The organism is Haladaptatus sp. SPP-AMP-3 (genome assembly GCF_049568665.1).
Lineage (GTDB): Archaea > Halobacteriota > Halobacteria > Halobacteriales > Haladaptataceae > Haladaptatus > Haladaptatus paucihalophilus.
Window position 1 is genome coordinate 81,550 of the sequence record NZ_CP145897.1, and the last position, 25,117, is coordinate 106,666.

The 25,117-nt window shown below is 63.9% G+C and carries 30 protein-coding genes; 15 read left to right on the top strand and 15 right to left on the bottom strand.

Going from position 1 to position 25,117, the window contains the following annotated elements; all coding sequences use genetic code 11:
* Window position 1: 1 nt before the first annotated feature.
* The 4 genes from V5735_RS00710 to V5735_RS00725 form a co-directional block, all read right to left on the bottom strand.
* The gene (locus V5735_RS00710; RefSeq protein WP_423744605.1) at window positions 2-292 is read right to left on the bottom strand and encodes a helix-turn-helix domain-containing protein; all 291 of its coding nucleotides are present in this window, start codon (window positions 290-292) and stop codon (window positions 2-4) included.
* A 131-nt stretch (window positions 293-423) separates the two neighbouring features.
* Window positions 424-729 (bottom strand): hypothetical protein, encoded by a 306-nt coding sequence (locus V5735_RS00715; RefSeq protein ID WP_007977357.1) that lies wholly within the window; start codon window positions 727-729, stop codon window positions 424-426.
* Between the two features lie 58 nt (window positions 730-787).
* On the bottom strand, window positions 788-1,063 hold the full coding sequence (locus V5735_RS00720; protein ID WP_423744606.1) for an ArsR/SmtB family transcription factor: 276 nt from the start codon (window positions 1,061-1,063) through the stop codon (window positions 788-790).
* Window positions 1,064-1,124: 61 nt separating this feature from the next.
* Window positions 1,125-1,409: a DUF357 domain-containing protein gene (locus V5735_RS00725; RefSeq protein ID WP_423744607.1), complete on the bottom strand. Its 285-nt coding sequence runs from the start codon at window positions 1,407-1,409 to the stop codon at window positions 1,125-1,127.
* 113 nt (window positions 1,410-1,522) lie between these two features.
* Between V5735_RS00725 and V5735_RS00730 the strand changes: the two genes are divergently transcribed.
* Together V5735_RS00730 and V5735_RS00735 are read left to right on the top strand one after the other, a co-directional pair.
* Window positions 1,523-2,860 carry an FAD-dependent oxidoreductase gene (locus V5735_RS00730; RefSeq protein ID WP_423744608.1) on the top strand — a complete coding sequence of 446 codons (1,338 nt, stop codon included), beginning with the start codon at window positions 1,523-1,525 and terminating at the stop codon, window positions 2,858-2,860.
* A gap of 82 nt (window positions 2,861-2,942) precedes the next feature.
* Window positions 2,943-3,272, top strand: coding sequence for a hypothetical protein (locus tag V5735_RS00735; protein ID WP_423744609.1), 330 nt, complete (start codon window positions 2,943-2,945; stop codon window positions 3,270-3,272).
* A 4-nt stretch (window positions 3,273-3,276) separates the two neighbouring features.
* Here the strand turns inward: V5735_RS00735 and V5735_RS00740 are convergent, their stop codons facing one another.
* On the bottom strand, window positions 3,277-4,497 hold the full coding sequence (locus tag V5735_RS00740) for an anion permease (RefSeq protein ID WP_423744610.1): 1,221 nt from the start codon (window positions 4,495-4,497) through the stop codon (window positions 3,277-3,279).
* A gap of 243 nt (window positions 4,498-4,740) precedes the next feature.
* On the opposite strand from V5735_RS00740, the gene V5735_RS00745 reads away from it, so the two are divergent.
* Window positions 4,741-5,040 carry a DUF7545 family protein gene (locus V5735_RS00745; RefSeq protein WP_007977346.1) on the top strand — a complete coding sequence of 100 codons (300 nt, stop codon included), beginning with the start codon at window positions 4,741-4,743 and terminating at the stop codon, window positions 5,038-5,040.
* Here V5735_RS00745 and V5735_RS00750 read toward each other — a convergent pair.
* Both V5735_RS00750 and V5735_RS00755 read right to left on the bottom strand, forming a co-directional pair.
* Entirely contained in the window at window positions 5,037-5,873 is an 837-nt protein-coding gene (locus tag V5735_RS00750) for an MBL fold metallo-hydrolase (protein ID WP_423744611.1), read from the bottom strand. The two genes, V5735_RS00745 and V5735_RS00750, sit on opposite strands and share 4 nt — an antisense overlap.
* A gap of 232 nt (window positions 5,874-6,105) precedes the next feature.
* Window positions 6,106-6,453, bottom strand: coding sequence for a DUF7344 domain-containing protein (locus tag V5735_RS00755; protein WP_423744612.1), 348 nt, complete (start codon window positions 6,451-6,453; stop codon window positions 6,106-6,108).
* A 236-nt stretch (window positions 6,454-6,689) separates the two neighbouring features.
* Here V5735_RS00755 and V5735_RS00760 point away from each other — a divergent pair, with 236 nt between their 5' ends.
* Window positions 6,690-7,475: a helix-turn-helix transcriptional regulator gene (locus tag V5735_RS00760; protein ID WP_423744613.1), complete on the top strand. Its 786-nt coding sequence runs from the start codon at window positions 6,690-6,692 to the stop codon at window positions 7,473-7,475.
* On the opposite strand, the gene V5735_RS00765 is transcribed toward V5735_RS00760, so the two are convergent.
* From V5735_RS00765 to V5735_RS00780, 4 genes are all read right to left on the bottom strand, one after another.
* The gene (locus tag V5735_RS00765; protein WP_423744614.1) at window positions 7,476-8,297 is read right to left on the bottom strand and encodes an enoyl-CoA hydratase/isomerase family protein; all 822 of its coding nucleotides are present in this window, start codon (window positions 8,295-8,297) and stop codon (window positions 7,476-7,478) included.
* Window positions 8,294-9,229 carry a 3-hydroxyacyl-CoA dehydrogenase family protein gene (locus tag V5735_RS00770; protein ID WP_423744615.1) on the bottom strand — a complete coding sequence of 312 codons (936 nt, stop codon included), beginning with the start codon at window positions 9,227-9,229 and terminating at the stop codon, window positions 8,294-8,296. The genes V5735_RS00765 and V5735_RS00770 overlap by 4 nt, the downstream gene beginning before the upstream one ends.
* Window positions 9,230-9,695: 466 nt before the next feature.
* On the bottom strand, window positions 9,696-11,126 hold the full coding sequence (locus V5735_RS00775) for a zinc ribbon domain-containing protein (RefSeq protein ID WP_423744616.1): 1,431 nt from the start codon (window positions 11,124-11,126) through the stop codon (window positions 9,696-9,698).
* Complete coding sequence (locus V5735_RS00780; RefSeq protein WP_423744617.1) at window positions 11,123-12,301, bottom strand: thiolase domain-containing protein; 1,179 nt, start codon at window positions 12,299-12,301, stop codon at window positions 11,123-11,125. Before V5735_RS00780 ends, V5735_RS00775 begins: the two co-directional genes overlap by 4 nt.
* Window positions 12,302-12,489: 188 nt before the next feature.
* Here V5735_RS00780 and V5735_RS00785 point away from each other — a divergent pair, with 188 nt between their 5' ends.
* Both V5735_RS00785 and hflX read left to right on the top strand, forming a co-directional pair.
* Entirely contained in the window at window positions 12,490-12,846 is a 357-nt protein-coding gene (locus V5735_RS00785; RefSeq protein ID WP_423746045.1) for a DUF2209 family protein, read from the top strand.
* Window positions 12,843-14,138 (top strand): GTPase HflX, encoded by a 1,296-nt coding sequence (gene hflX / locus V5735_RS00790; RefSeq protein ID WP_423744618.1) that lies wholly within the window; start codon window positions 12,843-12,845, stop codon window positions 14,136-14,138. Before V5735_RS00785 ends, hflX begins: the two co-directional genes overlap by 4 nt.
* Here the strand turns inward: hflX and V5735_RS00795 are convergent.
* Window positions 14,135-14,299, bottom strand: coding sequence for a DUF7331 family protein (locus V5735_RS00795; RefSeq protein WP_007977317.1), 165 nt, complete (start codon window positions 14,297-14,299; stop codon window positions 14,135-14,137). The two genes, hflX and V5735_RS00795, sit on opposite strands and share 4 nt — an antisense overlap.
* Window positions 14,300-14,585: 286 nt before the next feature.
* On the opposite strand from V5735_RS00795, the gene V5735_RS00800 reads away from it, so the two are divergent.
* Window positions 14,586-14,960 carry a winged helix-turn-helix transcriptional regulator gene (locus V5735_RS00800; protein ID WP_423744619.1) on the top strand — a complete coding sequence of 125 codons (375 nt, stop codon included), beginning with the start codon at window positions 14,586-14,588 and terminating at the stop codon, window positions 14,958-14,960.
* Here V5735_RS00800 and moaC read toward each other — a convergent pair.
* Complete coding sequence (gene moaC / locus V5735_RS00805) at window positions 14,950-15,450, bottom strand: cyclic pyranopterin monophosphate synthase MoaC (protein ID WP_423744620.1); 501 nt, start codon at window positions 15,448-15,450, stop codon at window positions 14,950-14,952. The genes V5735_RS00800 and moaC overlap by 11 nt on opposite strands.
* Window positions 15,443-16,867, bottom strand: a complete 1,425-nt coding sequence (locus V5735_RS00810; protein ID WP_423744621.1) for an NAD(P)H-hydrate epimerase — start codon at window positions 16,865-16,867, stop codon at window positions 15,443-15,445. Before V5735_RS00810 ends, moaC begins: the two co-directional genes overlap by 8 nt.
* Window positions 16,868-17,158: 291 nt before the next feature.
* Here V5735_RS00810 and V5735_RS00815 point away from each other — a divergent pair, with 291 nt between their 5' ends.
* Complete coding sequence (locus V5735_RS00815) at window positions 17,159-17,368, top strand: hypothetical protein (RefSeq protein WP_423744622.1); 210 nt, start codon at window positions 17,159-17,161, stop codon at window positions 17,366-17,368.
* Window positions 17,369-17,501: 133 nt separating this feature from the next.
* Here the strand turns inward: V5735_RS00815 and V5735_RS00820 are convergent, their stop codons facing one another.
* Entirely contained in the window at window positions 17,502-17,807 is a 306-nt protein-coding gene (locus V5735_RS00820; protein ID WP_423744623.1) for a PadR family transcriptional regulator, read from the bottom strand.
* 56 nt (window positions 17,808-17,863) lie between these two features.
* Here V5735_RS00820 and V5735_RS00825 point away from each other — a divergent pair, with 56 nt between their 5' ends.
* The 7 genes from V5735_RS00825 to V5735_RS00855 all read left to right on the top strand — a co-directional run bounded on the left by V5735_RS00825 (window position 17,864) and on the right by V5735_RS00855 (window position 25,117).
* Entirely contained in the window at window positions 17,864-18,127 is a 264-nt protein-coding gene (locus V5735_RS00825) for a DUF7111 family protein (protein ID WP_423744624.1), read from the top strand.
* A 134-nt stretch (window positions 18,128-18,261) separates the two neighbouring features.
* A complete protein-coding gene (gene dacZ, locus V5735_RS00830; protein ID WP_423744625.1) occupies window positions 18,262-19,074 on the top strand; it encodes a diadenylate cyclase DacZ in 813 nt (270 codons plus the stop codon).
* Window positions 19,075-19,851 carry a mechanosensitive ion channel family protein gene (locus V5735_RS00835; RefSeq protein ID WP_423744626.1) on the top strand — a complete coding sequence of 259 codons (777 nt, stop codon included), beginning with the start codon at window positions 19,075-19,077 and terminating at the stop codon, window positions 19,849-19,851. It abuts the gene before it with no gap.
* Between the two features lie 117 nt (window positions 19,852-19,968).
* Window positions 19,969-20,922: a polymer-forming cytoskeletal protein gene (locus V5735_RS00840; protein WP_423744627.1), complete on the top strand. Its 954-nt coding sequence runs from the start codon at window positions 19,969-19,971 to the stop codon at window positions 20,920-20,922.
* Window positions 20,923-21,092: 170 nt separating this feature from the next.
* Complete coding sequence (locus tag V5735_RS00845; protein WP_423744628.1) at window positions 21,093-21,941, top strand: electron transfer flavoprotein subunit beta/FixA family protein; 849 nt, start codon at window positions 21,093-21,095, stop codon at window positions 21,939-21,941.
* Window positions 21,942-21,943: 2 nt separating this feature from the next.
* Window positions 21,944-23,440, top strand: a complete 1,497-nt coding sequence (locus V5735_RS00850; protein WP_423744629.1) for an electron transfer flavoprotein subunit alpha/FixB family protein — start codon at window positions 21,944-21,946, stop codon at window positions 23,438-23,440.
* A 3-nt stretch (window positions 23,441-23,443) separates the two neighbouring features.
* Window positions 23,444-25,117, top strand: coding sequence for an FAD-dependent oxidoreductase (locus tag V5735_RS00855; RefSeq protein ID WP_423744630.1), 1,674 nt, complete (start codon window positions 23,444-23,446; stop codon window positions 25,115-25,117).

Sequence of the window (25,117 nt, forward strand, 5' to 3'; positions counted from 1 at the left end):
GCTACGACACCGTTCGGATTATCCGCTCGACCTCCTCCCAGTTCCGTTCGGTTTCCGCCGATAGGACGTACCGCGACCCGTAGTCGCCCGTCTCCGTTTCGACGAGTTCGTGCTCGACGAGGACGTCCAAATGATGCCGAACGGTGCTGTAGTCGATGTCGAGGTCGGCCGCCAACCGGTTCGGATTGCGCGGTTCCTCGGCGAGTTCCGCCAGTAGGGTCGCTCGGCGAGCGCCGCCGCGACTGCCGGAGAGGACGTACCACAGTTTCCCGTTTCCGCTCACCTTGACCACGCCCCGGTCGGTGCGCGTCGAGTTCGAGGTGTCACGGACGTTTCGTAGGTCCTCCGGACTCCTTGCTATGGAGTGGCTAAACACGCGTAAATGGTCATCTAGTCCGAGAGGCGACGGTCGAGAAGAGGAGGTCAGTCCCACGTGACCCACGCGAGGAACACCAGCGCGAGAAATTCGAGGACGTGAAGCGCGAGCATCGCTTTCCACGCGGGGGCGGGAACCTTGGTTGCGAACCAAACGGACAACAAGTTATCCCACGAGTAGATGTAGAACGCCAACGCGTTTTGCGCGAGAAGGAGGACGGAGAACACCGACAGACCGAGCGTGTGTTTCGACTGAAACTGACGGTAGTTGTCGAGCCACACGTAGCTCAAGCCGAGAAGTAACACCACGTTGAGCGCCGTGGAAACCCGCGCGACGTCTATCCAGATTCCCATCCGTCGTCCCTCCTTTGTAATCGTGTTCGCATATATGCTTTCCCAGATTCGGCCATACTCATTCCACCTTCTCGATTATCTCCTCGACCGTCTCCCAGTGCTGTCGCACTCGGTCAGTCAACAGGTACACCGCACCGTACTCGTCGCCGCTGTTCTCGACGATTCCGTTGTCCATGAGGACGTCCAGATGGTGACGAACCGTCTTGTAATCGAGGTCCAAGTCCTCCGCGAGTTGGTTGGCGTTCCGTGGTCGCTCGTCGACGGCCCGGACCAACCGAACGCGGTTGGCTCCGCCACGGGTACCGGTGAGCACGTACCAGAGGACGCCCTCCATCACCCCCAACCGAAACACTCTGCCCACGTAAGCGCATCGCCCTACTGATTCAGTATGCGGTCTACACCGTGAACAGATGCCCCTCTCGGGGAACGTCGAAGACGCCGATGCGCGCCCCTGCGTCGAGCCACGCGTGGCCGTAGGAAAACGACGCCAGCGCGTTGACGAAATCGTCCTCGTCCTTGAAGTGCCTCCCGTCCTCCAGATACGACCGGGCCATCTCCCGGCAGTCCACCGCCGCTTCGCCCATCGGGGTGTCCGTCGGCGCGGCGATTTCGGCGGCGTCGAGCGCCTCCGACAGCAGGCGTTCGTAGCGGTTCGTCTTCTCGACTAACTCTGCGGACATAGCCGAATCGTGGCGGAGCGCGAAGGTAAGAGCTTCGAGCGAGTCCGACGGTGAAACCGGAAACGACGGGAGACAGCGCAAGGTAAATACACGACGACGAGTGATATTGCACCATGAACGAAGAGCCTCGTGTCGAGATGTACATCAAGGAGAACTGTTCCTATTGCGATAAGGCCAAAGAACTCCTCGACGGAAAAGGAGTCGAGTACGAGACGTACAACGTAACCCGCGACGAGGAACTGTTCGAGGAGATGGTCGAACGCGCCGACGGGCGGAAAACCGCCCCGGAAGTGTTCATCGACGACGAGCTCATCGGCGGCTGGGACGAAACCTGCGCGCTCGAAGAGGAAGGCAAGCTGGACGAAAAGCTGGGCCTCGCGCTGGCCGACGGCGGTGAAGCCGTCGATTCCGACCCGGAACACCGGAAAGTCATCGTTTCGGGGAGCGGCATCTCGGGACTCACCGCGGCCATCTACTCCGCCCGGTCGAACAACGACCCGCTCGTCCTGCAGGGCGACGAACCCGGCGGGCAGTTGACGCTCACGACGGACGTGGAGAACTACCCCGGATTCCCCGACGGCATCAGCGGGCCGGAACTCATCAACAACATGCAGGAACAGGCCGAACGCTTCGGTGCCGACGTGCGGACCGGCATCATCGAGGACGTGGACGAGTCCTCCCGTCCGTTCCGCGTCGAGCTCACGAACGGCGACGTGTACACGACCGACGCGCTCATCGCGGCCAGCGGCGCGAGCGCCCGCACGCTCTCGATTCCGGGCGAGGACGAACTGATGGGCTACGGCGTCTCGACCTGTGCGACCTGTGACGGCGCGTTCTTCCGCGACGAGGAGATGATCGTCGTCGGCGGCGGCGACGCCGCCTTCGAGGAGGCGACCTTCCTGACGAAGTTCGCGGAGAAGGTGTACCTCGTCCACCGCCGCGAGGAGTTCCGCGCGGAGGACTACTGGCAAGACCGCCTGCAGGAGAAGGTCGACGACGGCGAAATCGAGATCATGAAGAACACCGAAGTCACCGAGATTCACGGCTCGCCCGAGGAAGGCGTGGACCACGTGACGATGGTACGAAATCCCGACGGAAAGCCGTCCGAGAAACTCGACGACCCCGAAACCGAGAAGTTCGACTTCGACATCGGCGCGGTGTTCCTCGCAATCGGCCACACGCCCAACACGGGCTACCTCGAAGATACGGGCGTCGAACTGGACGAAGAAGGCTACATCCGCACACAGGGCGGGAAAGGCGGAGACCAGACGAAGACGGACGTCCCCGGCATCTTCGGCGCGGGCGACGTGGTGGACTACCATTACCAGCAGGCCGTGACCGCCGCGGGAATGGGCTGTAAGGCGGCCCTCGACGCGGACGACTACCTGGAGACGGCCGAACTCGGCGAGGCGAGCGCCGCCCAAGAGGGTGCGGCGGCCTCCGACGACTGATCGAAGATTCGAGGCACGACGTTTTTCGCGGGGCGAACGTCCAGCCACAGCGTTTAGTGTATGGACGCGAGTAGTGGCCCGCATGGACTTCGACCTTCGCGTCTCCGAACTGGACCCCCTTCACGGGCGGCTCGAAGAAGCACAGGAGCGCGTCTTCGAGTTACAGGCGGGAACACGGGTGGACTCGGACGAGTTCTTCTCGAAGGAGTTCATGCGACGTCACACCCAGTACGACTCGTTTCGCGCCTTCTATCGGGAGAGTTCGTGGGACCTCGACGAGGCGGGAGACATGGACGAACTCCCGAACGACCGTCTCGACGGCTACGTCGCGGAGACGACGGAGTTCGAGACGTGGGAGGAGATGAAGACGGCGGCGGCGGAAGAGGAGATACTCGACCAACTGGTTTCGTGAGTCCTCACGTGAACCCCGGAATCATCGTCAGCACGCGATAGAGACCGAAGCTGATGAGTCCGGCGCCGACCATCGAGAACACCCACGCGCCGAGCGTGTAGCCCGCTTTGGACGCCGAAACGCCGCCGCCGGACCCGGACGAGCGAACGGCCAAGCCAGCGCCGACGATGCTGGAAATCATCACCTTGTTGAACGAGATGGGGATGCCGAGGACGATTGCGAGTTGGGCGATGAGGAAGGCGGGGATGAGCGCGGCGATGGACCGGCGCGGACCCAGCGACGCGTACTCCTGTGAGACGGCCTGAATCAGGCGCGGTGCGCGGGTCCACGCGCCGACGAGGATGCCGACCCCTCCGAGCGCGAGGAGGTACACCGGGGACAGGTGGAGGTCCGTTTCGAAGATGGCTTCGAGCGGTCCGGTCGCCAGACCGACCTGCGTCCCGCCGCTGGTGAACACGACCATGAGCCCGAGGACGACCAGAAACCGATTGATTCCCTTCTCCTCGTTACCCACGAGCGCCCATCGCGTGGCGAGGAGGGCGAGGAGTCCGAAGCCGACGCTGATGACGACCATGCCGAGGGTGTAGCTTCCGAAAACGTGGTCCGGAAGCAGGTGCCAATCGGTCGAGAGTGCGCGGGCGATGGACCCCGGCGCGCCGTTCGGCTTCGGCGTCACCGTCAGTTGAATGTTGGCGACGGCGTAGCCGACCAGTCCGGCCAATAGAGGGATGCCGACCGATTCCGGCACCGACTCGCTTCTGAGCGTCCGAGCGACGCTGTAGGCGATGATGGCGTTTGCGATAGGAATCGTGAACCAGAAGGCGAGGATTCTGACGTACTCGTCCGTGGCGAACCCGCCGCCGAGCGAGATGCCCGCGCCGACCATCGCCCCCGTAACGGCGAACGCCGATGGAATCGGATAGCCGCGCGTGTTGCCGATGGTGATGAGCGTCGCGGCGGTCAGCAGGGCCGCCGCGGCCGCGACCGGCGTTATCGTCACGCCGGTCACGAGGTCTTTCCCGATGGTTTCGGAGATGCTCCCGCCCTGAACGATGGCCCCGAGTCCGGCGACGACCCCGACCAAGAGCGCGGCGCGGAGGACGGACAGCGCGTTCGCCCCGACGGCGGGTGCGACGGGCGCCGAATTGCTGTTCGCGCCCACCGTCCACGACATGAACATCGATGCGGTCAACGCGACGGCGACGACGAGAACTAACGATGCCATTATGCGTGTGACGACGGGTCGGGGGGCAGTTGTGTCACGATAGTACGAAAGAGATTTTTCTCACTCAGATTCATCGCTACTCCCTACCGAATACAGCGTTAAGTGGCCTTTGGTACGAATTCCGCCGAATTGGTTCGAGAAAAGTTACGGATGGCTTGTACCGATACGGACACAAATTTGAACCCGCGGCCGCGGTGCAGTCGGCATCCACAGACCCTTAACGCTTCACGTCAAAGCGGAGGTATGGTAGATACCGATTCCGTCGAAACGGAAACGTACACCATCGAAGGACCGGACGGCAACAGCGACGAAATCGAACTCCCGCCGGGACTCATCGACCTCCTCCGCGAGGAGGACGAATCCCGCGAAACGGTCGTCGGCGACATGGCCATCGTCTCGTTCGTCCAGCAGGCTCACGCGGCCGTTCATCACACGCAGGGCGAACCCAGCGAGGACGTCGTTGCCATCGAAGAAAAGGCGCGAGAACTGTTCGAGGACCGAATCGGCATCACGTTCGAGCAGGCGACCGGCCACTCGCACTAACGGTCGATGCGGTCGCCGATTTCTACGATTTCGAGTGACTTTGGGTAGTCGTAACTCCGCGTGTGGTCGTAGAGCGCGGTCGGGTCCGCCGTCAATCCTTTCCACATGTCCCAGTGGGTCGGAAGCAGGCAGTCCAATTGCAGGGCGTCCGCGGCGGCCGCGATTTCGTTTTCGTCGCTGTACCATTTCGTGTACTTCGGCTCGCGGGTTTCCTTGTCAGGAATCCAGCCGTCGGAGCCGAACGCCAACACGCCGAGGTCGATGTCGTACTCCTCGCCGATGGCGGCGAGTTCGTCGCCGGGTTTGGTGTCGCCGCCGTGGAAGAACGTGGCCGACTCGTGTTCGATGACGTAGGAGACGGGGTGGGTCGCGTCGTCGTCGTGAGCGGGTTCGACGCGGACGGTGAACTCGCCGACTTCGAAGGTGTCGCCCTCCTCGACCGCTTCGAACTGGTCGGGGGAAACGTCCCACTCCTCGGTCCACTCCTCGTCGTCGCGCGCGACGGCGAGGCTGTCGTCCGGCGCGTAGAACCTCGCGCCCGTCGATTCGAGGATAGGGGCCTGGCTCGGCCCGTGAACGTGGTCGGTGTGTTCGTGGGTCGCCAGCACCGCGTCCGCTTCCGTCACGTCGTCCGGGTCGAACGGAACGGGAACCATTCGCACCGTTCGCGGCGGGTCGCCCGTCCCGACGTAGGGGTCGATGAACAGCGTCGTTCCGTCGCTCCCCTTCAGGATGAATCCGTTACAGCCGAGATACCAGAGCGAGAAGCCCTCCGGCGTCCAGTCTTCGACCGCGCGTGGCAGCCAGTCTCCCCAGTCGCTGTGAATCGCCATACCGAACACTGCTCGGCAAGTGCGCCTAAACCTTGCGTTCGTTTCCCCCGTCGGGACTCTTATATGTCCGAATAAATACAGGATAAATCGACAACTCCGAATTATTAACCAAAGACATATATCCTACCAGTCACATTCCGAGAACGCCTGCGGATGGTGTTTTCATCACTGCAGGCAGTCGGTACTGCAATGTGTCTCTGACGGGTGCGGCCTCTACCGCCGCACCTCACATTCACCAGAACGCACCAGTGGCACGTTCGAAGGTATCTTCGAGCGTCGGGTCGTCGAACGCGCGCTCCACGATGTTCGTGTCGATATCGTACTCGATGCAGCCATGGCAGTCGAGTCGCGGCAGATGATTGTGGTGCAGTTCGATGGACACGCATCGTCTGTCGTCAGTGCAGGCGGCTTCGTGTTCGACGACGAACGTGGCGAGTTCGTCCAACGAAACCGGACACTCGTGGTCCAACAGATAACGGAGGGCGATGCGTCGCCGATGGTGTCCGTAAATCGAGAACAGTTCCGATGCCGATGGAACGCGCGTGTCGTCGTGGTGGTTCGTATGCGTGTTCGTAACCATTTCTCCCTCCTTGCTGTCAGGTAGTTCGGCGACGGGGAGTGTCGAGCCTGCACGTAGCGAGGACCGGTGTCCGAACCGAGTCCGAACGATTGAATAATTGTACTATAGGAATATTACTTTAATTAATCAAACGAGGTTCGAAGTCGAAAAACTGTCTCGAAAACTAACCGGCGTTTATAATTGTTGCTGTTTTTTAAATCACCTTTTTAAGGGAGGAGAAGAATCGATGGATGAGTATGAACGATTCTGGTGGGCGTCCGGACGCGTTGGTTTCGACAGTCGTCAAGCGTGCCGGATTTCTCACCGCTCTCGCGTCGGGACCGATGCCGAAGCGTCATCTCAGGGACGAACTCGACGTGTCCCGCTCGACGGTTTACAAAGCGGTCCGGGAACTCCACGAGCACGAACTCGTCGAACGAACCGACGAGGGTCTCGCGTTGACCCTCGCGGGACGGATGCTCGAATCCGAGTACGGTGCATTTCGAAGCATCGCCGAGGACGTCAATCGAACCCGAGAACTGCTCTCGGTTCTCCCGAACGATTCGAAGGTGTCCACCGAACTCGTCGAAGACGCCACGACGATTTTCGCCGAACGACACGCACCGAACCATCCCCTCCGATATTTCGAGGAGATGGTTTCCGATGCCGACCGGGTGCTGGGTATTTCGCCCGTCGCACTTCCGCAGTACGTCGAACTGTTTCACGACCGCACCGTCGGGGAGGGGATGGCCGCCGAGTTGGTGCTCGAACGCCCAGTCGTCGAACACCTCATCACGGATTACGGCGAACAGTTGAGCGACGCACTGACGTCCAACCACGTCTCGATTTGGGAGCTAGACACGACGCTTCCGTTCGGTCTCATCGTCACCGAAGGGGAACGCGATGGCGTCAGCCTCGTCGTCTACGACGACCGGGGTGAACTCCGCGGCCTTCTCACGAACGACACCTCCGACGCGGTGGGGTGGGCGAAAGACGTGTTCGAAACTTACCGCGAGCGGGCGACGCTCATCGGTGGGCCGTAACTAGCGCTCTTGCCACTCGGGGTCGCGGTCTTCGAGAAAGGCGTCGATACCCTCGTTTTTGTCCTCGGAGGCGAACAGCAGGGCGAACAGTTCGGCTTCGTACTCGATACCCGCCTCCAAGTCCATCCGACTGCTCGCTTTGACCGCTTTCTTCGCCAGTTCGAGCGCCGTCGGGCTTTTGTCGGCCATCCGTCCCGCGAGTTCGTACACGCGGTCCTCGAACTCGTCGTCGGTACACACTTCGTCCACGAGGCCGATGTCGTACGCCTCCTCCGCGTCGATGATTTCACCGGAGAGAATCAACCGCATGGCCTGCCCCTCGCCGACCAACCGCGCGAGTCGTTGCGTGCCGCCGCCGCCGGGCATGATGCCGAGGTTGATCTCGGGCTGGCCGAGTTTCGCGCGTTCGTGTGCGACGCGCACGTCACAGCCCTGCGCGAGTTCGCATCCGCCGCCGAGCGCGTGACCGTTGATGGCCGCGATAACCGGCTTTTCGAGGTCGTCCACGTACTCGTAGACGCGCGGTCGCTTGCTCGCTTCGCGCTGCTCGTGTGCATCCCGCTCCCGGAGTTCCTTTACGTCGGCCCCGGCGACGAACGCCTTCGCCTCCGGTGCGCCCGTGAGCACGACGACGCGGACGTCCGGGGACGCCTCGACGGCATCGAGCACGTCCTTCAGTTCGGCGCGCAGTTGCGCGTTCAGCGCGTTTCGGGCGTCGGGGCGATTCAGCGTGACCGTCCCGACGTACTCCTCGACGTGGAAATCGACCGTCTCGCACTCGTGTGCGACCTGTTCGGGACTTCCGGGCGTTTCGTCGCTCATCGGGGGACCTCGCTGTTTCCGTCCGTGACGTCGTCGGAATCGGTCCGGCGAGCCGTCCGGCTTTCGCCGGAGACCCCCACGATTTCGCCGTCCTCCCACACGTAGAACCCCTCGCCGGTCTTCTTGCCGAGTTTCCCGGCGCGCACCTTCTGCCGGAGAATCTGTGGCGGGCGGAACCGCTCGCCCAGTTCCTCGCGGAGGTGTTCGAGGATTCCGAGACGGACGTCGAGTCCAACCACGTCGCCGAGTTCGATGGGACCCATCGGGTGGTTGTAGCCGAGTTCCATCGCCGTGTCGATGTCGCGGGGACTCGCCACGCCCTCCTGTACCATTCGAATGGCCTCGACGCCGAGCGCGACGCCCAGACGCGAGGAGGCGAAGCCGGGCGAGTCGTTGACTTCGACGCCCACCTTGTCGATGCCCGCCACGAACTCCGCGGCGAAATCGACCGTTTCGCGGTCGGCCTGCTCGGGAATCACGATTTCGACCAGCTTCATGATGTGCACCGGGTTGAAAAAGTGCAGTCCGATGGCCCTCGACGGGTCGTCCAACGCGCTGGCGATTTCGGTCAGCGAGAGCGAAGAGGTGTTCGACGCGATGATGGCGTCGTCGGACGCGAACGCCGCTACGTCCTCGAACGTCTCGCGCTTGATTTCCATCTTCTCGGGCACCGCCTCGACCACCAAATCGGCGTCGCCGACGGCGGCTTCGAGGTCGGTCGTGCCGGAAATTCGGTCAAGTGCGGCGTCCTTCTCGGTTTCCGAAACCTTGTCGCGCTCGACGCCGCCCTGGAGGTTCGCCTCGATGCTCTCGATACCGTTCTCCACGAACTCCCGTTCGATGTCGCGGAGCGTCACGTCGTGGCCCGCCATCGCCGTCACCTGTGCGATTCCGTGGCCCATCGTCCCCGCTCCGAGTACGCCTACTTTCATCGTACAAACACGCGTGCGGACCCACGAAAAGCGTTTTTCTCCGCCCTCGGTTCGGGACTCCTCGACCACGACGACGCTCCGTCCACCATCGTTCGCCTCGAACGAACGTATCCCAACGCCGACCGTTTACAGAAAGCTTTTATCGTACCCGTGAAATCGGTTAATTGTCTCGGGTAGGGGTACACGAGACAGCATTTCTTTCGACGCCGCACATCGGAGCCGTGAGTCCGCGTACCGCCCGAATACCGTTCTCAATTTCGTTCGATATGGCAACTTCGTTATCAATCTGTGGAACCGATTGGTCCGCGTTCGACTGTCCGTTTCTGTATTTCATTTAAAATCTATCGCCGAGATTTCTATCCTCCGTGAGGAGCGCCGTGCTTTCCCGCTCAAAATTTATATCCAATCTGATGTATTTTGGACCACGGTCGGAGCAAAGCTCCGACTTGGTTCAAGGTTCGCCCACTTATGGGCGAATTTTGAACCCATACCTCGTCACACCTTCCTGCGTGTAGATGCGGCGCATCGTCGTCTCCACGGCGTCGCCGATTTCGAGGTTTCCGGGGGCGGTCCCCGTCACCTGCGCCGGGACGCTCGCTTCGCCGCCGTCCGGTCCCGAGAGGGCGACGACCGCCACGTCGAAGTCGCCGGACTTGGCCTGCTGTTCCGCGAACTCGGGCGGCGCACCGCCCTGCGAGATGGTCGTCACGGCTTCCACCGTCCCCTCGCCGGTCAGTCGAACGTCGCCATATTTGACCAAGGAGTGACAACCGTTGCACGCGCCCTCCGGCGGGAAGTTCAGCGCGCCGCAGTCGGGACACTTCCCGGCGAGCAGTCGGTGTCGTTGGTCGAGCGTGCGCCGCCACGACGGCACGCTGACGTAGGCCCCGCCGCCGCTCGGCGGGCCGGAGGTGAGGTCGCCGCGCAGTCGGAGATATTCCGCGTAGGAAACCGGTTCGTCGCCGTCGAGCGCCGTCGAGACGGGAACGTCGCCCGGCGCTTCGAGTACGAGCGCGTCCGCGCCAGCACCGCTTCCGAACGAGGCGGCGAGGATACGCTCGCGGCCGTCCGCGAGGGATTTGGCGAGGCTCAACGGGACGCTCGCCGCGCCGGTGTCGCCGAGTTCGTGGACGGGCGCCCCAGCCCGAATCTCGTCGATACCGACGCCGAGCGCACCCGCGGCCCGGTAGGGGAGTTTGCCGTTCGGGGCCTGTACCGCCGCTGCGTCCACGTCCCCGACGTCCGCGTCCAATCGCCCGACCGCCGCGGCGAGCGTCTCGGAGAACGCCTCCCTGTCGTAACTCGTGACGCCCAGTCCCTCGACGTTCTCGTCGCCGGTGGCCCGGAAGCGCGTGCCGGGGAATTCGGCGGCGTACTCGGCCCGTTCGCGGATGCTGACGGGACCGTCGTCGGCGAGGACGAAGGCGGCCGCGCCAGCACCTGCCGCGTGGTCCTCGGTTGAATCCGGTTCGCCGCGGGGAGCGTCCGCAGCGACGACCACCCCAACGCCGTCGTCCCACGGTCCCGCCGCGAGTCCGGCGACGAGCGCCCGCGTTCCGGCGCGGGTGCTCCCCGTGAATACGTGCCGCGTCGCGTCCGCCGGAACGTCGAGCATCCCGCCGAGTCGGGCGGTCGCGTCCTCCTCCGCCATCGGCGGGGTGGTCGAAGCGAACGCGAGGAAGGAAACGTCCGGGTTCCCGGCGGCGTCGAGCGCGCGCGTCGCCGCCTCGTAGGCCATCGTCAGTGCGTCCTCGTCGGCGTCGGGAACCGCTTTTTCGTTCACTCCGGCGGCGTGGAACTGCCCCCACGCCTCGACGAACTCGTCGGCCGAGATTCGGAACCGAGGGGCGTAGGCACCGACAGCGGCGATGTCCGGTACCCCTTCGTCGCCCGTCATGCCTCCACCTCCGATTCCTTTTCGAGCACGTGGACGACCGCGGCACCGCCGCTCCCGCCGACGTTGTGCGTCAGGCCGCGCGTCGCGCCCTCGACCTGCCGGTCGCCCGCCGTCCGGGAGAGCTGTTTGTACGCCTCGACCATCTGTCCGGCCCCGGTCGCGCCGATGGGATGGCCCTTCGATTTGAGTCCGCCGGACGTGTTGACGGGGCGTTCGCCGCCGAGTTCGGTCGCGCCGGAGGCGACGAACTCGCCCGCTTCGCCGGGTTCACAGAAGCCGAGGTCCTCGTAGGCGAGCAGTTCCGCGATGGCGAAACAGTCGTGCACCTCGGCGAAGTCGATGTCCCCGGGTGAGACTCCGGCCATCTCGTAGGCGGACTGGGCGGCCTCGCGGGACGCCGGAACGGAGGTGTAGGTGTCGCGCTGGAAGAGCCCCACGCGGTCGCTGGCCGCGCCGACGCCCGCGATTCGGATGGGGTCGTCGGTGTACTCGTCCACCACGTCCTCGCTGGCGACGACGGCGCACGCCGCGCCGTCGGTCGTCGGACAGCAGTGATAGAGCGTCAGCGGGTCCGCGACGACTTGGGCGTTCATCGCATCCTCCAGGGAGCACTCGAAGCCGAGGTGGGCGTGCGGGTTCTTCGCGCCGTTGGCGTGGTTCTTGACCGCGACGCGGGAGAGGTGTTCGGCCGTCGTACCGTACTTCTCCATGTGAGCGTCGGCCATCTGGGCGTAGACGCCCGCGAACGTGGTACCCGAGAGTCGCTCCCACTCGGTTTCCCCGGAGACGCCGAGCCAGTACTTCGTCGCGTCGCTCGACGTGTCGGTCATGATTTCGACGCCGCCCGCGAGAACGACGTCCGCCATGCCGCTCTTGACGGCCTGTACGGCCTGCCGGACGGCGTAGCCGCTCGCCGCACAGGCGTTCTCGACGCGGGTACACGGGATTCCGTCGAGTCCGACGTGTTCCGTCACGGCTGGCCCAGACAGGCCGAGTTGCCGCCCGCCGACGCCGAGCGTGCCGACGACCGCCTCGTCCACGTCGTCCGGGTCGATGCCCGCCGGAACGCTGTCGCAGGCCGCCTCGAAGGCGGTGCGGAACAGCGACCGATAGCTTTCGTCGGGGAACGACCCGAAATCCGTCTGGGCCGCCCCGACCAGATACGCATCTCGCATGTCTCCAACTGACGTTCGCGGGGAGAAATAACTGCCGTCACTTCCGCGAGGTCGGTGGCGGTTCCCCGCCGTCGTTTCGACCGACGCATCCAGCGGGAGATTCAAGAACCTCGGCGGCCTACGGGCGCACGTGCACGGAAACGCGGCACGAATCAAGGTGAAGGGCCGGCACGGCTGACGTGGTGGGCATCGACATCAGCGGTCGCCACGAGGAGGACGGCGAATACCTGATGGTCGCCGCCGCAGTCCACGCGACGGTCGACACGACGCGACTTCACAGCGTTCGGGGGCTGGGGTTCGCGGTCAGCCACCACGAACCGACGCTTTCGGCGACGACGGGGGTCGTCGCCGAGGCGGTTTCTGACCTCCCCGACCCGTCGGCGGAACCCATCGTCGCCGAACGGGGCGAATTCTACGAGGAACCTGTGTGGATGGTCGAACAGTATCTCGAACCTGATTTTAAGTACGTCGAGAGCATAGCCGAACGTGAAACCGTGCAGGCCGCACACCACGCCGCGTACGCCGCCCGCAAACTACTCCTATGAAAGCGATACTTGCAAAACGGGTAGATGACGGAACAGCTTCCATCGACGAACTGGCCGAGTTGGCTCGCGCCGCGGGCTACGACGTCGCCGCGGAAGTTACGCAAGCCAGAGAGGAAGACGCCGCGTACCAGTTCGGCGAAGGGAAAGTCGCGGAACTCGCGGCCACCGTCACGGAACGGGGCGCCGGGGTGGTCATCTTCGACAACCAACTCGGGCCGTATCAGACGTACAACCTCGGCCAGCGACTGCCGGACGGCACGCGGGTCATCGACCGATTCCGGCTCATCCTCGAAATCTTCGGGCAGCGCGCCCAGACGCGCAAGGCGCAGTTGCAGGTCGAGTTAGCCGAACTCCGCTACGAGTTGCCGCGCGTCGAGGCGAAGACCAGCCTCGCAAAGCGCGACGAGCGGCCGGGGTTCATGGGGCTCGGTGAGTACGACGAGAGCCACGAACAGGACATCAAGGACCAGATAAGCCGCATCAAGGACGAACTCGACGCCATCGCCGACAAGGAAGCCGACCGCAGACAGAAGCGGCGCGAGTCCGGATTCGACCTCGTGGCGCTCGCCGGATACACGAACGCGGGGAAATCCACGCTCCTCCAGCGACTCGCGGCGGAGTTGGAAATCGGCGAGAACGAGGAGTTACACCCCGACTTGGACCCCACCGCGGAGGCCGAAGACCGCCTGTTCACGACGCTCGGCACCACGACCCGGAAGGCCGACATCGAGCGGCGTGACGTACTGGTGACGGATACGGTCGGGTTCATCAGCGACCTGCCGCACTGGTTGGTGGAGTCGTTCAAATCGACGTTGGACGCGGTGTACTACGCCGACCTCGTGTTGCTGGTCGTGGACGTGAGCGAGCCGATAGACGACATCCGGGAAAAGCTCGTCACCTGCCACGACACGCTGTACGAGCGCAATCAGGCGCCCATCGTCACCGTGTTGAACAAGATAGACGCCGTGAGCGACGAGGAACTCGAAGAGAAGCAACGGGCGCTGTCGGCGCTCGCGCCGAGTCCGGTGGCTATCAGCGGCAAGGAAGGGGTGAACATCGAGGAACTGAAACGGCGGGTCGACATCGAACTGCCCGCGTGGGAGTTCGAACGGTTGGTCATGCCGATGACCGACGAAACGATGAGCGTCGTTTCGTGGGTTCACGACCATGCTCGTGTGGAGGACGTGACGTACACCGACGACGAAGTGGTCGTGGAGTTCGAGGCCCGTCCGTCCATCGTTCAGCAGTCACGGTCGAAGGCGAGCGACCTGACCGCCGCGCCGTCGGCCTAAAGCATCGAATATAACGATACCGCGCCGTTCGAGCAAATCCATGCCGTGTGATTCTTCTGGTCGTAAATGAGGACTGCGTCGTCCTGCACTTCGAGTTCGGCGTATCGGTCGTCGTCCCGGTCCCGTCGGGAATCGTCTGCTTCGTGCGTGCTCGTGGTCATGCGATTCGGTTGTCTGTCGTTATCGACTTTCTCTCCAATACCCGGTAGCAACCGGCCAGTGATAAGTGTTACCCAATACCATGATTCTCCACTGTTCGATAGGCGACGGTCGAACGAGAACCTTTCGATTATACGTACATTCTCCATCCGAAACCGTTGCGTGCAGGGCTCTCGCCGCGGTGCTCACGAAATCGCGTTTTCCCCGCGAAAGCCCGGACATACGGTTACCTTCGGTAAGTCGATTTCGTAACGTAACTTTTTACCGGCCGACTTCCTACCTCGGCGTATGAGCGACGAACCGGAACGATTGACGATGTGGTGTGCCGGTGAGGAGTGGTGTCCGATCACTGCGACGGCGACCCTCGTCGGGAAGAAGTGGCACCCCGTCATCGTTCATCGACTGCTGGTGAATGGTCCCCTCGGCTTCAACGCACTCAAAGAGGAGGTGGACGGGATTTCGAGCAAGGTGTTGTCCGACAGCTTGGACGATTTGGGTGAAAAACGGCTCGTGAACCGCGAAATCGTGAACGACAAACCGGTCCGCGTCGAGTACTCGCTGACCGCGACCGGCGAATCGCTGGAACCCGTCATCCTCGCCATGCGCGACTGGGGGACGGAGTACGTCTCCCCCGCCGAGGACCCGGATTCGGCTACCGTGTGAGTTCCCGCTTTTCCTTTTCGACCACCCGAACGTCACGAATCGCGGTGTCAGGATATCCGCCGTCGTCGTCCTTCTCGACCGCCTTCACCATGTCCCAGACGGCGTTCAGCCCCGTCGTGACGCCCTCCAAGGCCTCCATCTCGCATCCGGTCTTGCCCGTCGTCTCGACGGCCACGGATAGGACCACCCGGTCGTCGCGCACGTCGAAGTCGGTATCGACGTTCGTGATGGGTATCTGGTGGCACATCGGAATCGTCTCCCACGTGTGTTTCACCGCCTGTACCGCGCCGATTCGGGCCGTCGCCAGCACGTCGCCCTTCTTCACGTCGTTCGCTCGAATTGCATCGACGGTCGAGGATTGGAGGTGAATCTCGCCCCGCGCAACCGCGCGGCGGGCCGTGTCGGGTTTCCCGCCGACGTTCACCATCTGAACCTCGCCGGAGTCGTCCGTGTGGGTCAGTTCCTCGTCGGTCGTCTCGTTTTTACGCATCGTCCTCACCCCACATCGCGGTCGGAATCGTTTCGAGCATGTCGGACGCGAGCAGGCCCTCGTATCGCTCGTCGTAGAGCAGGTCGCCCGCCCGGCCGTTGACGAACGACCCGACGCACGCGGCGTCGAAGGCCCCCGTCGTGCCGAACAGCCCCGCGACGACTCCGGCGAGCAGGTCGCCCGTGCCACCCACTTTCATGCCCGTGTTGCCCGTTCGAACGACGCGCGTTCGGTCGCCGTCCGAAATCACGTCCGTCGCGCCCTTCGCCAGCACGACGTGCCCGATGTCGTCCGCGAGGGCTTCGATTTCGTCCGTCACCTCGCGCAAGTCGTCCGCGTCCGGGCCGCCCATCTCGGCCAGTTCCTTGCGGTTCGGCGTACAGACCAGCGTCGCGTCCGTGTCGAGGCCGGGAATCGCGGGGAGCGCGTCGGCGTCCACCACCGCCCGACCCCCGAAGGATTCGAGGAAGTCCGTCGCCGCGTCGATGGTCTCGTCGGCGTTGCCGAGTCCGGGGCCGATGATAACCGTGTCGTCGTACGATTCGGCCGTCTCGACCAAGCCATCGACCTGCTCGGGCGTCAGGCGGTCGCCGTCGTAGGGTTGGACGATGAGGTCCTCCGCGTAGCCCTGAATCTCTCCCGCGACGGTGTTCGGCGCGGCGACGAACGAGAGGTCCGCACCCGCCCGCAGCGCCGACTGGGCCGCGAGCGCGGGTGCGCCGGTGAACGGCCCGCCGCCGATGACGAACACGCGCCCCCCGACGTCCCCGCGAACGCTCCGGAGGTCGCCCGGCCCGACGAACCGCTCCGCGGCGGCGGGGATGCCGATGTCGGCCACGGTCACGTCGCCGTCGTGGTCGGCGAGGCCGGGTTTCATGTCGTGGAACGTGACGACCGCATCGGCTTCGACGGCCACGCCCTCGGCTTCTCCCGAATCGGCGTTCACGCCCGAGGGAACGTCCACGGCGAGGACGGTGGCGTCGGCGTCGTTGATGTCCCGGGCCGCGGTCGCGGCGGGTTCCCGGAGCGCCCCCGTCACGCCGGTTCCGAGCACGGCGTCGATAACGAGGTCACAGTCGGGCAGTTCGAACGCGCCGGAGTCTTTCACTTCCGTCGCGTCGTACTCGGCCCGGCGGAGCGCGTCCCAGTTTTCCCGCGCGATGTCGGTGCCGATTGTTTCGGCCCGACCGAGCAGGAGGACGGACACGTCGTACTCGTCGAGAAACCGCGCGGCGACGAAGGCGTCGCCGCCGTTGTTTCCCCGTCCGGCGACAATACAGACCCGCGCGCCCGGCGACGCCATCTCGCGGACGCGGCGGGCGATGGCGTTCCCGCTCGACTCCATCAACTGTTTGCGGGGCACCCCGAGGTGTTCGGCGTTCTCGTCCACGGCGGCCATCCGGTCTGCGGTTATCATGGTCGAGCGTTCGGTCGGATTCCGGGTTAACGTTACGGGCCGCGGTGCGAAGTTCGGCCGCCGCGTGGCGCGTGAATCGTTTTCAGTGTGGCGCGGAAACGCTCGGACACGACGGCCGTCCGGTTCGAGACGGGACGGCGGTTCGACGGCGCGCTTCTCGGATCTCCCGAGTACACCGAACCAATAGAATTAACTCCTCGCCGTTTGATATGTCGGACGAACCAGACGAGGTATTCGCCGAAAGGCCAGTGGTAGAGCACTGACCTCGTGTGCTTCGACACCTATCGAAGCATGTCCGACAACGAACCTTCTTCGGAAAAGCGTATCGCCATCAAACAGGTCGGCCTCCGGTTCCGCGGCATCGACGCCGACGACGTTGACGAGGAGCTTCTCGGCTCGATTCACGCCGTCCTCGACGAGCAAGGGTTGCCCGTCAGTAGTATTTCGGTCGAACCGCGCGAGCCGTTCGTTCCGCGGCAGTCGGGACCGCATCGGCCCTGAGCGAACCTCGAGTCGTCGTTTTTTCGGAAGCGGAGTTCGGGGACGGAGACGGCTTCGAACGTTTCGCGTCCATGGTCATGTCTGCTACCGATTCCACTCCGTTCGACTTCCGTCCGTCCCCCCCTACCGCTCGTCACTCCTCGACTTTCTCGCGCATCCAGTCGAACTGCTCGCGGAGTCTCGCTTCCCCGACGTCCGTCAGCGAGAACACGTCGTACAGCCCCTCGACGCGCTTTTCGACGTGGCCGCTCTCGACGAGTCGGTCGAGGGTGGCGTAGTAGCGCTTGGGGTCGAGCTGTTTGTCGTAGTGCGATTCGAGCCGGGTTTTCAGTCTCTGGCCGCGGAGTTCCCCGGCCTCGGCGAGGAGGATACACATGTCCCGACGGGTGCCACTCTGGTGCCAGCGAGCCATGTCCGGGTGTGGGGCGGCGGGACTCACGTGGCTTTCGGGTTGGAACCGATAGCTTCGACTGTACCCCCTCCGAAGCGCCGTTCATGACCGCTTCGGACGACATCACGGCACGATACTTCGAAACAGATAACGAACGCGTCCTCGAATTCGACCGGAAGGGGCGAACCGCGGCCGTCGCCCAGAACCTCGAAGGGTACGGAATGCTGAAAGTCCGGGAGACGGCGGACAGTCCGGAACTCGAACGGTACTACGGATTCGACATGGCGCTCGACCACGCGGCGGAACTGCTCGGCGTCCGACCGAACGACTTGCCGGTTCCCGACCGCGCATCCGACATGGGTATGTAAACATTCGGACACTGATGGGGTCGAACTCGGACTAACATCTCCATTCAACGATGGGAGACACGTCCGCAAAAAGAGATTTCTGGTGACATATACCCCCACAAACCTTTTCTTCGGTGATTGAGTGCCCTTCTGTAATGGCTACCCTGAGCGAACTTCTGGAGGACCTCGTCGGTGGTGTCGACGCAGTGTTTCTCTTCTCTCCGAGCGGGTCGTACTACGAACGGTTCGCGGACCTGAACGACACCGACGTGGTGGTCGTCGCGCCGGACAACAACGTCGGCGCGGGCGACTTCGTGGAACTCCCGCTGGAGTTCGAGAGCGTCAAAGACCGCATCCGATTCGGCATCGAAGGGGCGATAGACCACGGACTCGCGGAGGACGGCGACGAACTGACGTGCGTCGCGAACATGTTCGGCGACGGCATCGATACCGTCACCCGCGTCAGGGCCGACGAGGACGTTCACTCGGGAATCTACGACCTGTTCGCCAACTCGCGGGCCGACCCCGGCGTCATCCGCGACGTGTTCGAGGTCGCCATCGAACTCGGAAAGAAGGGACAGAAGGGCAAACCCGTCGGCGCGCTGTTCGTCGTCGGCGACGCGGGCAAGGTGATGAACAAGTCGCGCCCGCTGTCGTACAACCCCTTCGAGAAGAGTCACGTTCACGTCGGCGACCCCATCGTGAACGTCATGCTGAAGGAGTTCTCCCGCCTCGACGGCGCGTTCGTCATCTCCGACTCGGGGAAGATAGTCTCGGCGTACCGCTACCTCGAACCGTCCGCGGAGGGCGTGGACATTCCGAAAGGTCTCGGCGCACGACACATGGCTGGCGGTGCAATCACCCGCGATACGAACGCAACGGCAATCGTCCTCTCGGAGAGTGATGGACTCGTCAGGGCGTTCAAGGGCGGTGAAATCATCCTCGAACTCGACCCGGAGGCGTATTAGATGACGGCGGACTGGCAGGTACTCCTCCAACAGGAGTACCGCATCGTCCTCGCACTCCTCATCCTCATCGCGGGCGGCATCGCCGGGTATCTGCTCGGCCGGTTGAACATGCGCATCCTCAAGGCCGCCGGTCTGCCCGAGGTCGTCGAGGGAACGCCGTTCGAACGCACCGCCCGAAGCCTCGGAACCACGACGGTCTCGCTCATCGCGCGTCTCACTTCGTGGTTCATCTACGGCGTCACGATTCTCCTCGCGCTCAACACGGCCGAACTGCCGCTGAGCACGCAACTGTTCTGGCAGATCATCCTCTTTACGCCGCAGTTGTTCGTCGCGGCGCTCGTGTTCATCGTCGGATTCGTCGTCGCGGACAAGGCGGAACTGCTGGTGAGCGAACGCCTCCGGAGCGTCAAACTCCCCGAAGTCAACGTCATCCCCCGAATCGTCAAGTACAGCATCGTCTACATCGCGTCGCTCATCGCGCTGAGTCAAATCGGTATCGCGGTGCTCACGTTGCTGGTGCTGTTCGGCGCGTACGTCCTCGCCGCCATCGTCTTCGGCGCGGTCGCGTTCTGGGACTTGCTCCGCTCCTCGGCGGCGGGTATCTACCTCCTGCTCAACCAACCGTACGGCATCGGTGACGAGATTCGCGTCGCGGGCAATCAGGGAATCGTCCAAGAGGTGGATATGTTCGTCACGCACATCGAGAACGACGGCGAGGAGTTCATCATCCCGAACCATCTCGTCTTCCGGAAGGGCGCGGTTCGGCTCCGGAACTAGCGGATTCGCGGTCGTGGTCGCGGTCGCGTGGGATTTTCGACGGACGGCTGAAACGTGGCAGACGAACGTCTGACGGTCTCGGGAGGTTTTATTACGAGCGACTTGCTGGTAGGATGTGTGCCGCTCCGTTCCGACCCACTGGATGAACTCTCGATTCCCGACGGGACGACCGTCGAAGAACACGACCTCGTGACCGACGGGGACATCATCGTCGGTGCGCAGACCACCGTCGAGTTCGGCGTGCGCGGGAACAACGTCATCGCGGGCGAACGGGCGACCTTCGGCGGACACATCGAGGCCGAAGCGGACTGCCGCCTCGACCTCTGGTGCGACGTGAATGGCGACGTGCTCGTCGGACAGGACGCCTATTTGGGCGAGCGCGTCCACGTCACGGGGCAACTGATGGTCAGCGGCGACCTCGACATCGGCGATGACGTACAGATCGACGAGGGCTTCGAAGCCAACGGGTGGATCGTCATCCGCAACCCGATGCCGACCGTCGTCTTCCTCTTCGTCTACCTCTCACAGCTTCTCCGACTCGGCGAGGAGGAGGCCGCCCAAGGCATCATCGACGAGATGGTGGACGAGAGCGAGGCGGAACCGGTGACGATTCCCCGAAGCGGCCACGTCAGCGACGACGCGTGGCGCGTCTCGACGCCCGCGACGGTCGGAGACGGCTGTCGCCTCCACGGTAACATCCGGGCGGAGGAGATCACGGTCGGTGCGGACAACGAGGTCTTTGGGAGCCTTCGAGCGCGGGGCGACATCGTGGTCGGCGAGCGAACGCGGATTCACGGCGACGTGACGACCCGGAACGGGACCGTCGTCCTCGAAGACGGTGCGGAGGTGCTCGGCGACGTCTCATGTACCGACCTCGAATTCCACGAGAACGCGACCGCCGACGGGACCATGCGCGCCCGCGGCGAGATGACGATGGTGCGAGCCGACACGCGAAAATCGACCGACGAGGAGGGAGAGAAATCCGAGAATACCGACGAGGACGCTTCGGAAGCGGTCGAGACGACGCATCGGGACCGAAGCGGGTCCGACGGCCCGGCCCCACAAGCCTGAGCGTTGATACCTTTTCGCCGTCGTTTCCGCTGAGCACGAGCCATCAACAGACGATTGTACCGCGGCCGTATGTCAGATTTTTGTTGACTCTCCGACAGTATAATAACGACTGGCGCAATTGGTAATGATTGACGTATGCATACTAAATACACTCACGGTAGGAGGTACCGATGCACTCGGTCGTGTTGACCAAGGGCGTCCCGGACTTCCGCGAGGGGCAGGTGTCGTTCGACGAGGACGGCCACCTCGAACGTGGGAAAACCCCGACGGTGATGAACCCGAACGACCGGTTCGCACTGAACGCCGCCCTCCAGACGAAGGTGAAACACGGCGGGCACGTGAGCGCGATGAGCATGGGACCGCCCGGTTACGGCGACGTGCTGGGCGAGGCGATGGAGGTGTACGCCGACGATCTCTACCTGCTGTCCGACCGTGCGATGGCCGCCGCCGACACGTGGGCGACGGCGATTACGCTCTCGGCGGGAATCGAGAAGATCGGCGACCCCGATCTCGTGTTCGCGGGCTTCAAGACGGCGGACGGGGAGACGGGCCAGACCGGTCCCCAGACGGCGTGGTGTCTCGACTATCCCATCATCACGCACGTCATCGCGTTGGAGGTGGACGAGGACGAGGGACGCGTCCGCGCCAAGCGACTCGTCGAGGGCGACGTGGACGAAATCGAGACGGTCGAATCCCCGCTCCCGGCGTTCATCGTCACCGACCCCGAGTACGAGGCGAGTTATCGGACGGCCAGACACCGCCTCCGGCGAAAACAGCTGAAAGCCGAGACGGCGGACCGCGCCGAGGAGTACGAGGAACACCTCACGACGTGGGACCACGAGGACCTGAATCTCGACCCCGACTACATCGGACTGGACGGGTCGCCGACCATCGTGTCCTCGGTGGACCCGATTCCGAAGGCACCGGCCGAGCGCGAAGCGACGATGGCGACGTTGGACGACGAGGAGGCGATGGCGGACGTGCTCGAAACGATGCGACCATTCGCGGCGGGTGACTGATAATGACCGACACCGACCCCGGCGACCGAACCGTCGAGGAGATAGAAGACGACGTACGTACCATCGAGGACCCCGGCGCGCTGTCCGACCTCCTCACGGCCGAGGAGGAAGGAAAGGACCGCAAGACGGCCAAAGAGGCGATTCAGGCGCGAATCAACGAGGTTCGGGAAGCGACCGACGGCGGCGAGGATACGGTCGATGCCGACGAGGGCGATGATACGGGCGACGCGGACGACGCCGAAACCGAGGGCGAGTACGAGGCGACGGAAGAAGACGTCCAGGACCCGGACGAGACGACGGAGACGGCCGATAAGAAGCACGTCCGGGCGCTCGAAAACGGCGTCTATCAGGACATGTGGGTGTACTGCGAGACGCAGGGCGGCGAACTCCTCGACGTGTCCAAGGAGATGCTCGGCAAAGCCCGCGAGTTGATGGACGGCTACGCCGAGGACTACGGCGACGAGGAACGCGTCGTCGCCGTCCTCGTCGGCGACGACATGGAAGAACTCGCCGAGGAGTGTATCGCCCTCGGCGCGGACGTGGCGGTCTACCTCGACGACGACCGCCTGGAGCGATTCCGCCACAAGCCGTACACCGAAATCGTGGCGGACATGGCGCGAACCACGGCGGACTGGAAGGACTACGACAAGCCGCGATACTTCCTCTTCCCGGCGACGAACAACGGGCGCGACCTCTCCGCACAGGTGCAGGGCGAACTCGACTCCGGGCTGGCGAGCGACTGTTCCGGCCTGACCATCACGGACGAACTCATCTCGAACCCGGTGAAGACCGGCGAACCCGGCGAGAAGGTGGAGTTCGAGCGCATCCTCCACATGCAACGCCCGGACTTCTCCGGATTCGAGTACTCGACCATCCTCTGTATCGACAACCCGGACCGGGAGTTCCACCCGCAGGGCTGTTCGGTGATTCCGGGCAGTTTCGACGCGATGGAACCCGACGGGGACCGGGAAGGCGAGGTCGTCGCCCACGACATCGACCTCCCGGACGACTGGTTCCGCGTGGCGGTCACCGAGTGGGACACGCTCGACACCGGCGTCGATCTGACCGGACGAGAAGTCATCGTCGCCATCGGCCGCGGCATCGGCGACGACCCGACGAAGGGTATCGAACTCGCGGTGGACCTCGTGGACGCTTTCGACGACGCGGACCTCGGGCTGTCCCGCGGTATCGTGACGGCCTCCTACAACGTCGAGGGACACGTCGAGCGGTACGTCACCGAGGAGCGCCAAATCGGCGAGACGGGACAGATAGTCCAACCGCCGCTCTACATCGCGGCGGGTATCAGCGGCGCGATTCAGCACAAGGTGGGGATGGACGAGTCGGAAACCATCGTCGCCATCAACACCGACCCGGAGGCGGACATCCGGGACTTCAGCGACTTCTTCATCGAGGGCGACCTGTTCGACGTGCTTCCCCGCCTGACGGACGCGATAGAGGCGGGCGAACTGGATGCGGTCGTAGCGGAGGACGATGACTGAACGATGAGCGAGGAATACGAACACTACGAAGCCGTCGTGGTCGGTGCCGGTCCCGGCGGGGCCGCCGCCGCCGCGACGCTTGCACGCAACGGAATCGAAACGCTCGTCCTCGAACGCGGTGTCGAGGCCGGGTCGAAGAACGTCTCGGGCGGCCTCATCTACGCCGAGGAGTCGGCCCCCTACACCATCGACTCGCTGTTCCCCGATTTCCGCGAGGAGGCGGCGGAACGGCCGATTACGGACTACCACATTCACAACGTGGCGGGCGACAAGGTGAAATCGTTCGACATCACCCGACTCCACGACCACGACACGGAGTGGTGTGACGCGGTTCTCCGACGCGAGATGGACTCGTGGTTGGCCGACCGGGTTCACGAGATGACCCACGAGACGGGCGGTGGATTGCTGACCGGCGTCCGGGTGAACGGCCTGCTCCGCGAGCGGGGCAAAATCGTCGGCGTCACGTGCGACGAACTCGACCCCATCAAGGCCGACTTCGTCGTCGCGGCTGACGGCGTGAACAGCGAACTCGCCCGCCAAGCGGGGCTGATGAACTGGGACGAACCGGACGAGTGGTTCCAAGGCGTCAAGGCCGTCATCGACATGCCCGAGGACGTCATCGACGAGCGGTTCGACGTCGGCCCGAACACGGGCGCGGCGCACCTCTTCTCGGGCGACCTGTTCGACGGCGTTCGGGGCGGCGGCTTCCTCTACACGAACGAGGATACGCTCTCCATCGGGTCCGTCTTCCACCTCGACAGCCTCGTCGCGGAGGAGGCGGAACCGCACCAACTGCTCGACAACCTGCTCACGCACCCGCTGCTCGCCCAGTGGTTGAACGGCCAGTACGACGAAGTGGAGTACTCCGCGAAACTCGTTCCCGACTCGAAGAAGGTGGCACATCCGGCACCGCACCGCGGACGACTCGTCCTCGTCGGCGACGCTGGCGGACAGATGCAGGCGCAAGGTCCCATCATCAAGGGCATGAACCACGCCGTGACCGCCGGGGCGCTCGCCGCCGAGGCCTTCGCTGAAGCGCGGATGCGCGGCACCCCCGAGAAGGCCGGACGGCTCTACGAGAAGAAACTGGAGGACGAGGGCGTGATGGGCAAGCTCCGTCCGACCCAGTACCGGGCGACCCGCGGTATCGCCGAGAACGACCGGGTGAGCGAACTCGTGGACGGCGTGCTCTCCTCGTCGCTCGGCCGCGCGGTGCTCAGTTCCGGCGTGATGTCGGGCCAACTCGAACGCCTGTACGGCTCGCCGTATCTCTCCTCGATGATTCCCGACACGCGGACGCCGTACGTCACGCTGCCGACGGTCATCGCGGAGGAGCTGGGAACCGAAATCACGGACGAAAACGAGGTCGAACCGAAGAGCCTCGCCGACCGCATCGGCGACCTGACCTACGACACCGACGTGGGCAACCCGCACATCAGGCTGCGGGACAACTCCTACGAAGCGAGCGGCGCGGCGGTGTCGGCCTGTCCGGTCAGCGCGAAGGACTTCGGCGGCGGCTGTTACCGCGAGGAGACGGTGCGGGAGAACGGCAACGAGGAAAAAATCGTCAGCCTCGACACGCAACCCTGCGTCGAGTGCGGGACGTGTGCGCTCGTCGCCGACACGGAGTGGGAACACCCGCGCGGCGGCAAGGGCGTCGAGTTCCGAGAGGGATAA

Coding starts and splice junctions, on each gene's coding strand:
- V5735_RS00725 (WP_423744607.1), bottom strand. CDS start 1,409: ATGTCCGCAGAGTTAGTCGAGAAGACGAACCGCTACGAACGCCTGCTG.
- V5735_RS00835 (WP_423744626.1), top strand. CDS start 19,075: ATGACGGCGGACTGGCAGGTACTCCTCCAACAGGAGTACCGCATCGTC.
- V5735_RS00850 (WP_423744629.1), top strand. CDS start 21,944: ATGACCGACACCGACCCCGGCGACCGAACCGTCGAGGAGATAGAAGAC.
- V5735_RS00775 (WP_423744616.1), bottom strand. CDS start 11,126: ATGACGGGCGACGAAGGGGTACCGGACATCGCCGCTGTCGGTGCCTAC.
- V5735_RS00800 (WP_423744619.1), top strand. CDS start 14,586: ATGAGCGACGAACCGGAACGATTGACGATGTGGTGTGCCGGTGAGGAG.
- V5735_RS00845 (WP_423744628.1), top strand. CDS start 21,093: ATGCACTCGGTCGTGTTGACCAAGGGCGTCCCGGACTTCCGCGAGGGG.
- V5735_RS00855 (WP_423744630.1), top strand. CDS start 23,444: ATGAGCGAGGAATACGAACACTACGAAGCCGTCGTGGTCGGTGCCGGT.
- V5735_RS00720 (WP_423744606.1), bottom strand. CDS start 1,063: ATGGAGGGCGTCCTCTGGTACGTGCTCACCGGTACCCGTGGCGGAGCC.
- V5735_RS00765 (WP_423744614.1), bottom strand. CDS start 8,297: ATGAGCGACGAAACGCCCGGAAGTCCCGAACAGGTCGCACACGAGTGC.
- V5735_RS00735 (WP_423744609.1), top strand. CDS start 2,943: ATGGACTTCGACCTTCGCGTCTCCGAACTGGACCCCCTTCACGGGCGG.
- V5735_RS00740 (WP_423744610.1), bottom strand. CDS start 4,497: ATGGCATCGTTAGTTCTCGTCGTCGCCGTCGCGTTGACCGCATCGATG.
- dacZ (WP_423744625.1), top strand. CDS start 18,262: ATGGCTACCCTGAGCGAACTTCTGGAGGACCTCGTCGGTGGTGTCGAC.
- V5735_RS00760 (WP_423744613.1), top strand. CDS start 6,690: ATGAACGATTCTGGTGGGCGTCCGGACGCGTTGGTTTCGACAGTCGTC.
- moaC (WP_423744620.1), bottom strand. CDS start 15,450: ATGCGTAAAAACGAGACGACCGACGAGGAACTGACCCACACGGACGAC.
- V5735_RS00745 (WP_007977346.1), top strand. CDS start 4,741: ATGGTAGATACCGATTCCGTCGAAACGGAAACGTACACCATCGAAGGA.
- V5735_RS00755 (WP_423744612.1), bottom strand. CDS start 6,453: ATGGTTACGAACACGCATACGAACCACCACGACGACACGCGCGTTCCA.
- V5735_RS00715 (WP_007977357.1), bottom strand. CDS start 729: ATGGGAATCTGGATAGACGTCGCGCGGGTTTCCACGGCGCTCAACGTG.
- V5735_RS00730 (WP_423744608.1), top strand. CDS start 1,523: ATGAACGAAGAGCCTCGTGTCGAGATGTACATCAAGGAGAACTGTTCC.
- hflX (WP_423744618.1), top strand. CDS start 12,843: ATGAAAGCGATACTTGCAAAACGGGTAGATGACGGAACAGCTTCCATC.
- V5735_RS00810 (WP_423744621.1), bottom strand. CDS start 16,867: ATGATAACCGCAGACCGGATGGCCGCCGTGGACGAGAACGCCGAACAC.
- V5735_RS00825 (WP_423744624.1), top strand. CDS start 17,864: ATGACCGCTTCGGACGACATCACGGCACGATACTTCGAAACAGATAAC.
- V5735_RS00795 (WP_007977317.1), bottom strand. CDS start 14,299: ATGACCACGAGCACGCACGAAGCAGACGATTCCCGACGGGACCGGGAC.
- V5735_RS00750 (WP_423744611.1), bottom strand. CDS start 5,873: ATGGCGATTCACAGCGACTGGGGAGACTGGCTGCCACGCGCGGTCGAA.
- V5735_RS00770 (WP_423744615.1), bottom strand. CDS start 9,229: ATGAAAGTAGGCGTACTCGGAGCGGGGACGATGGGCCACGGAATCGCA.
- V5735_RS00815 (WP_423744622.1), top strand. CDS start 17,159: ATGTCCGACAACGAACCTTCTTCGGAAAAGCGTATCGCCATCAAACAG.
- V5735_RS00780 (WP_423744617.1), bottom strand. CDS start 12,301: ATGCGAGATGCGTATCTGGTCGGGGCGGCCCAGACGGATTTCGGGTCG.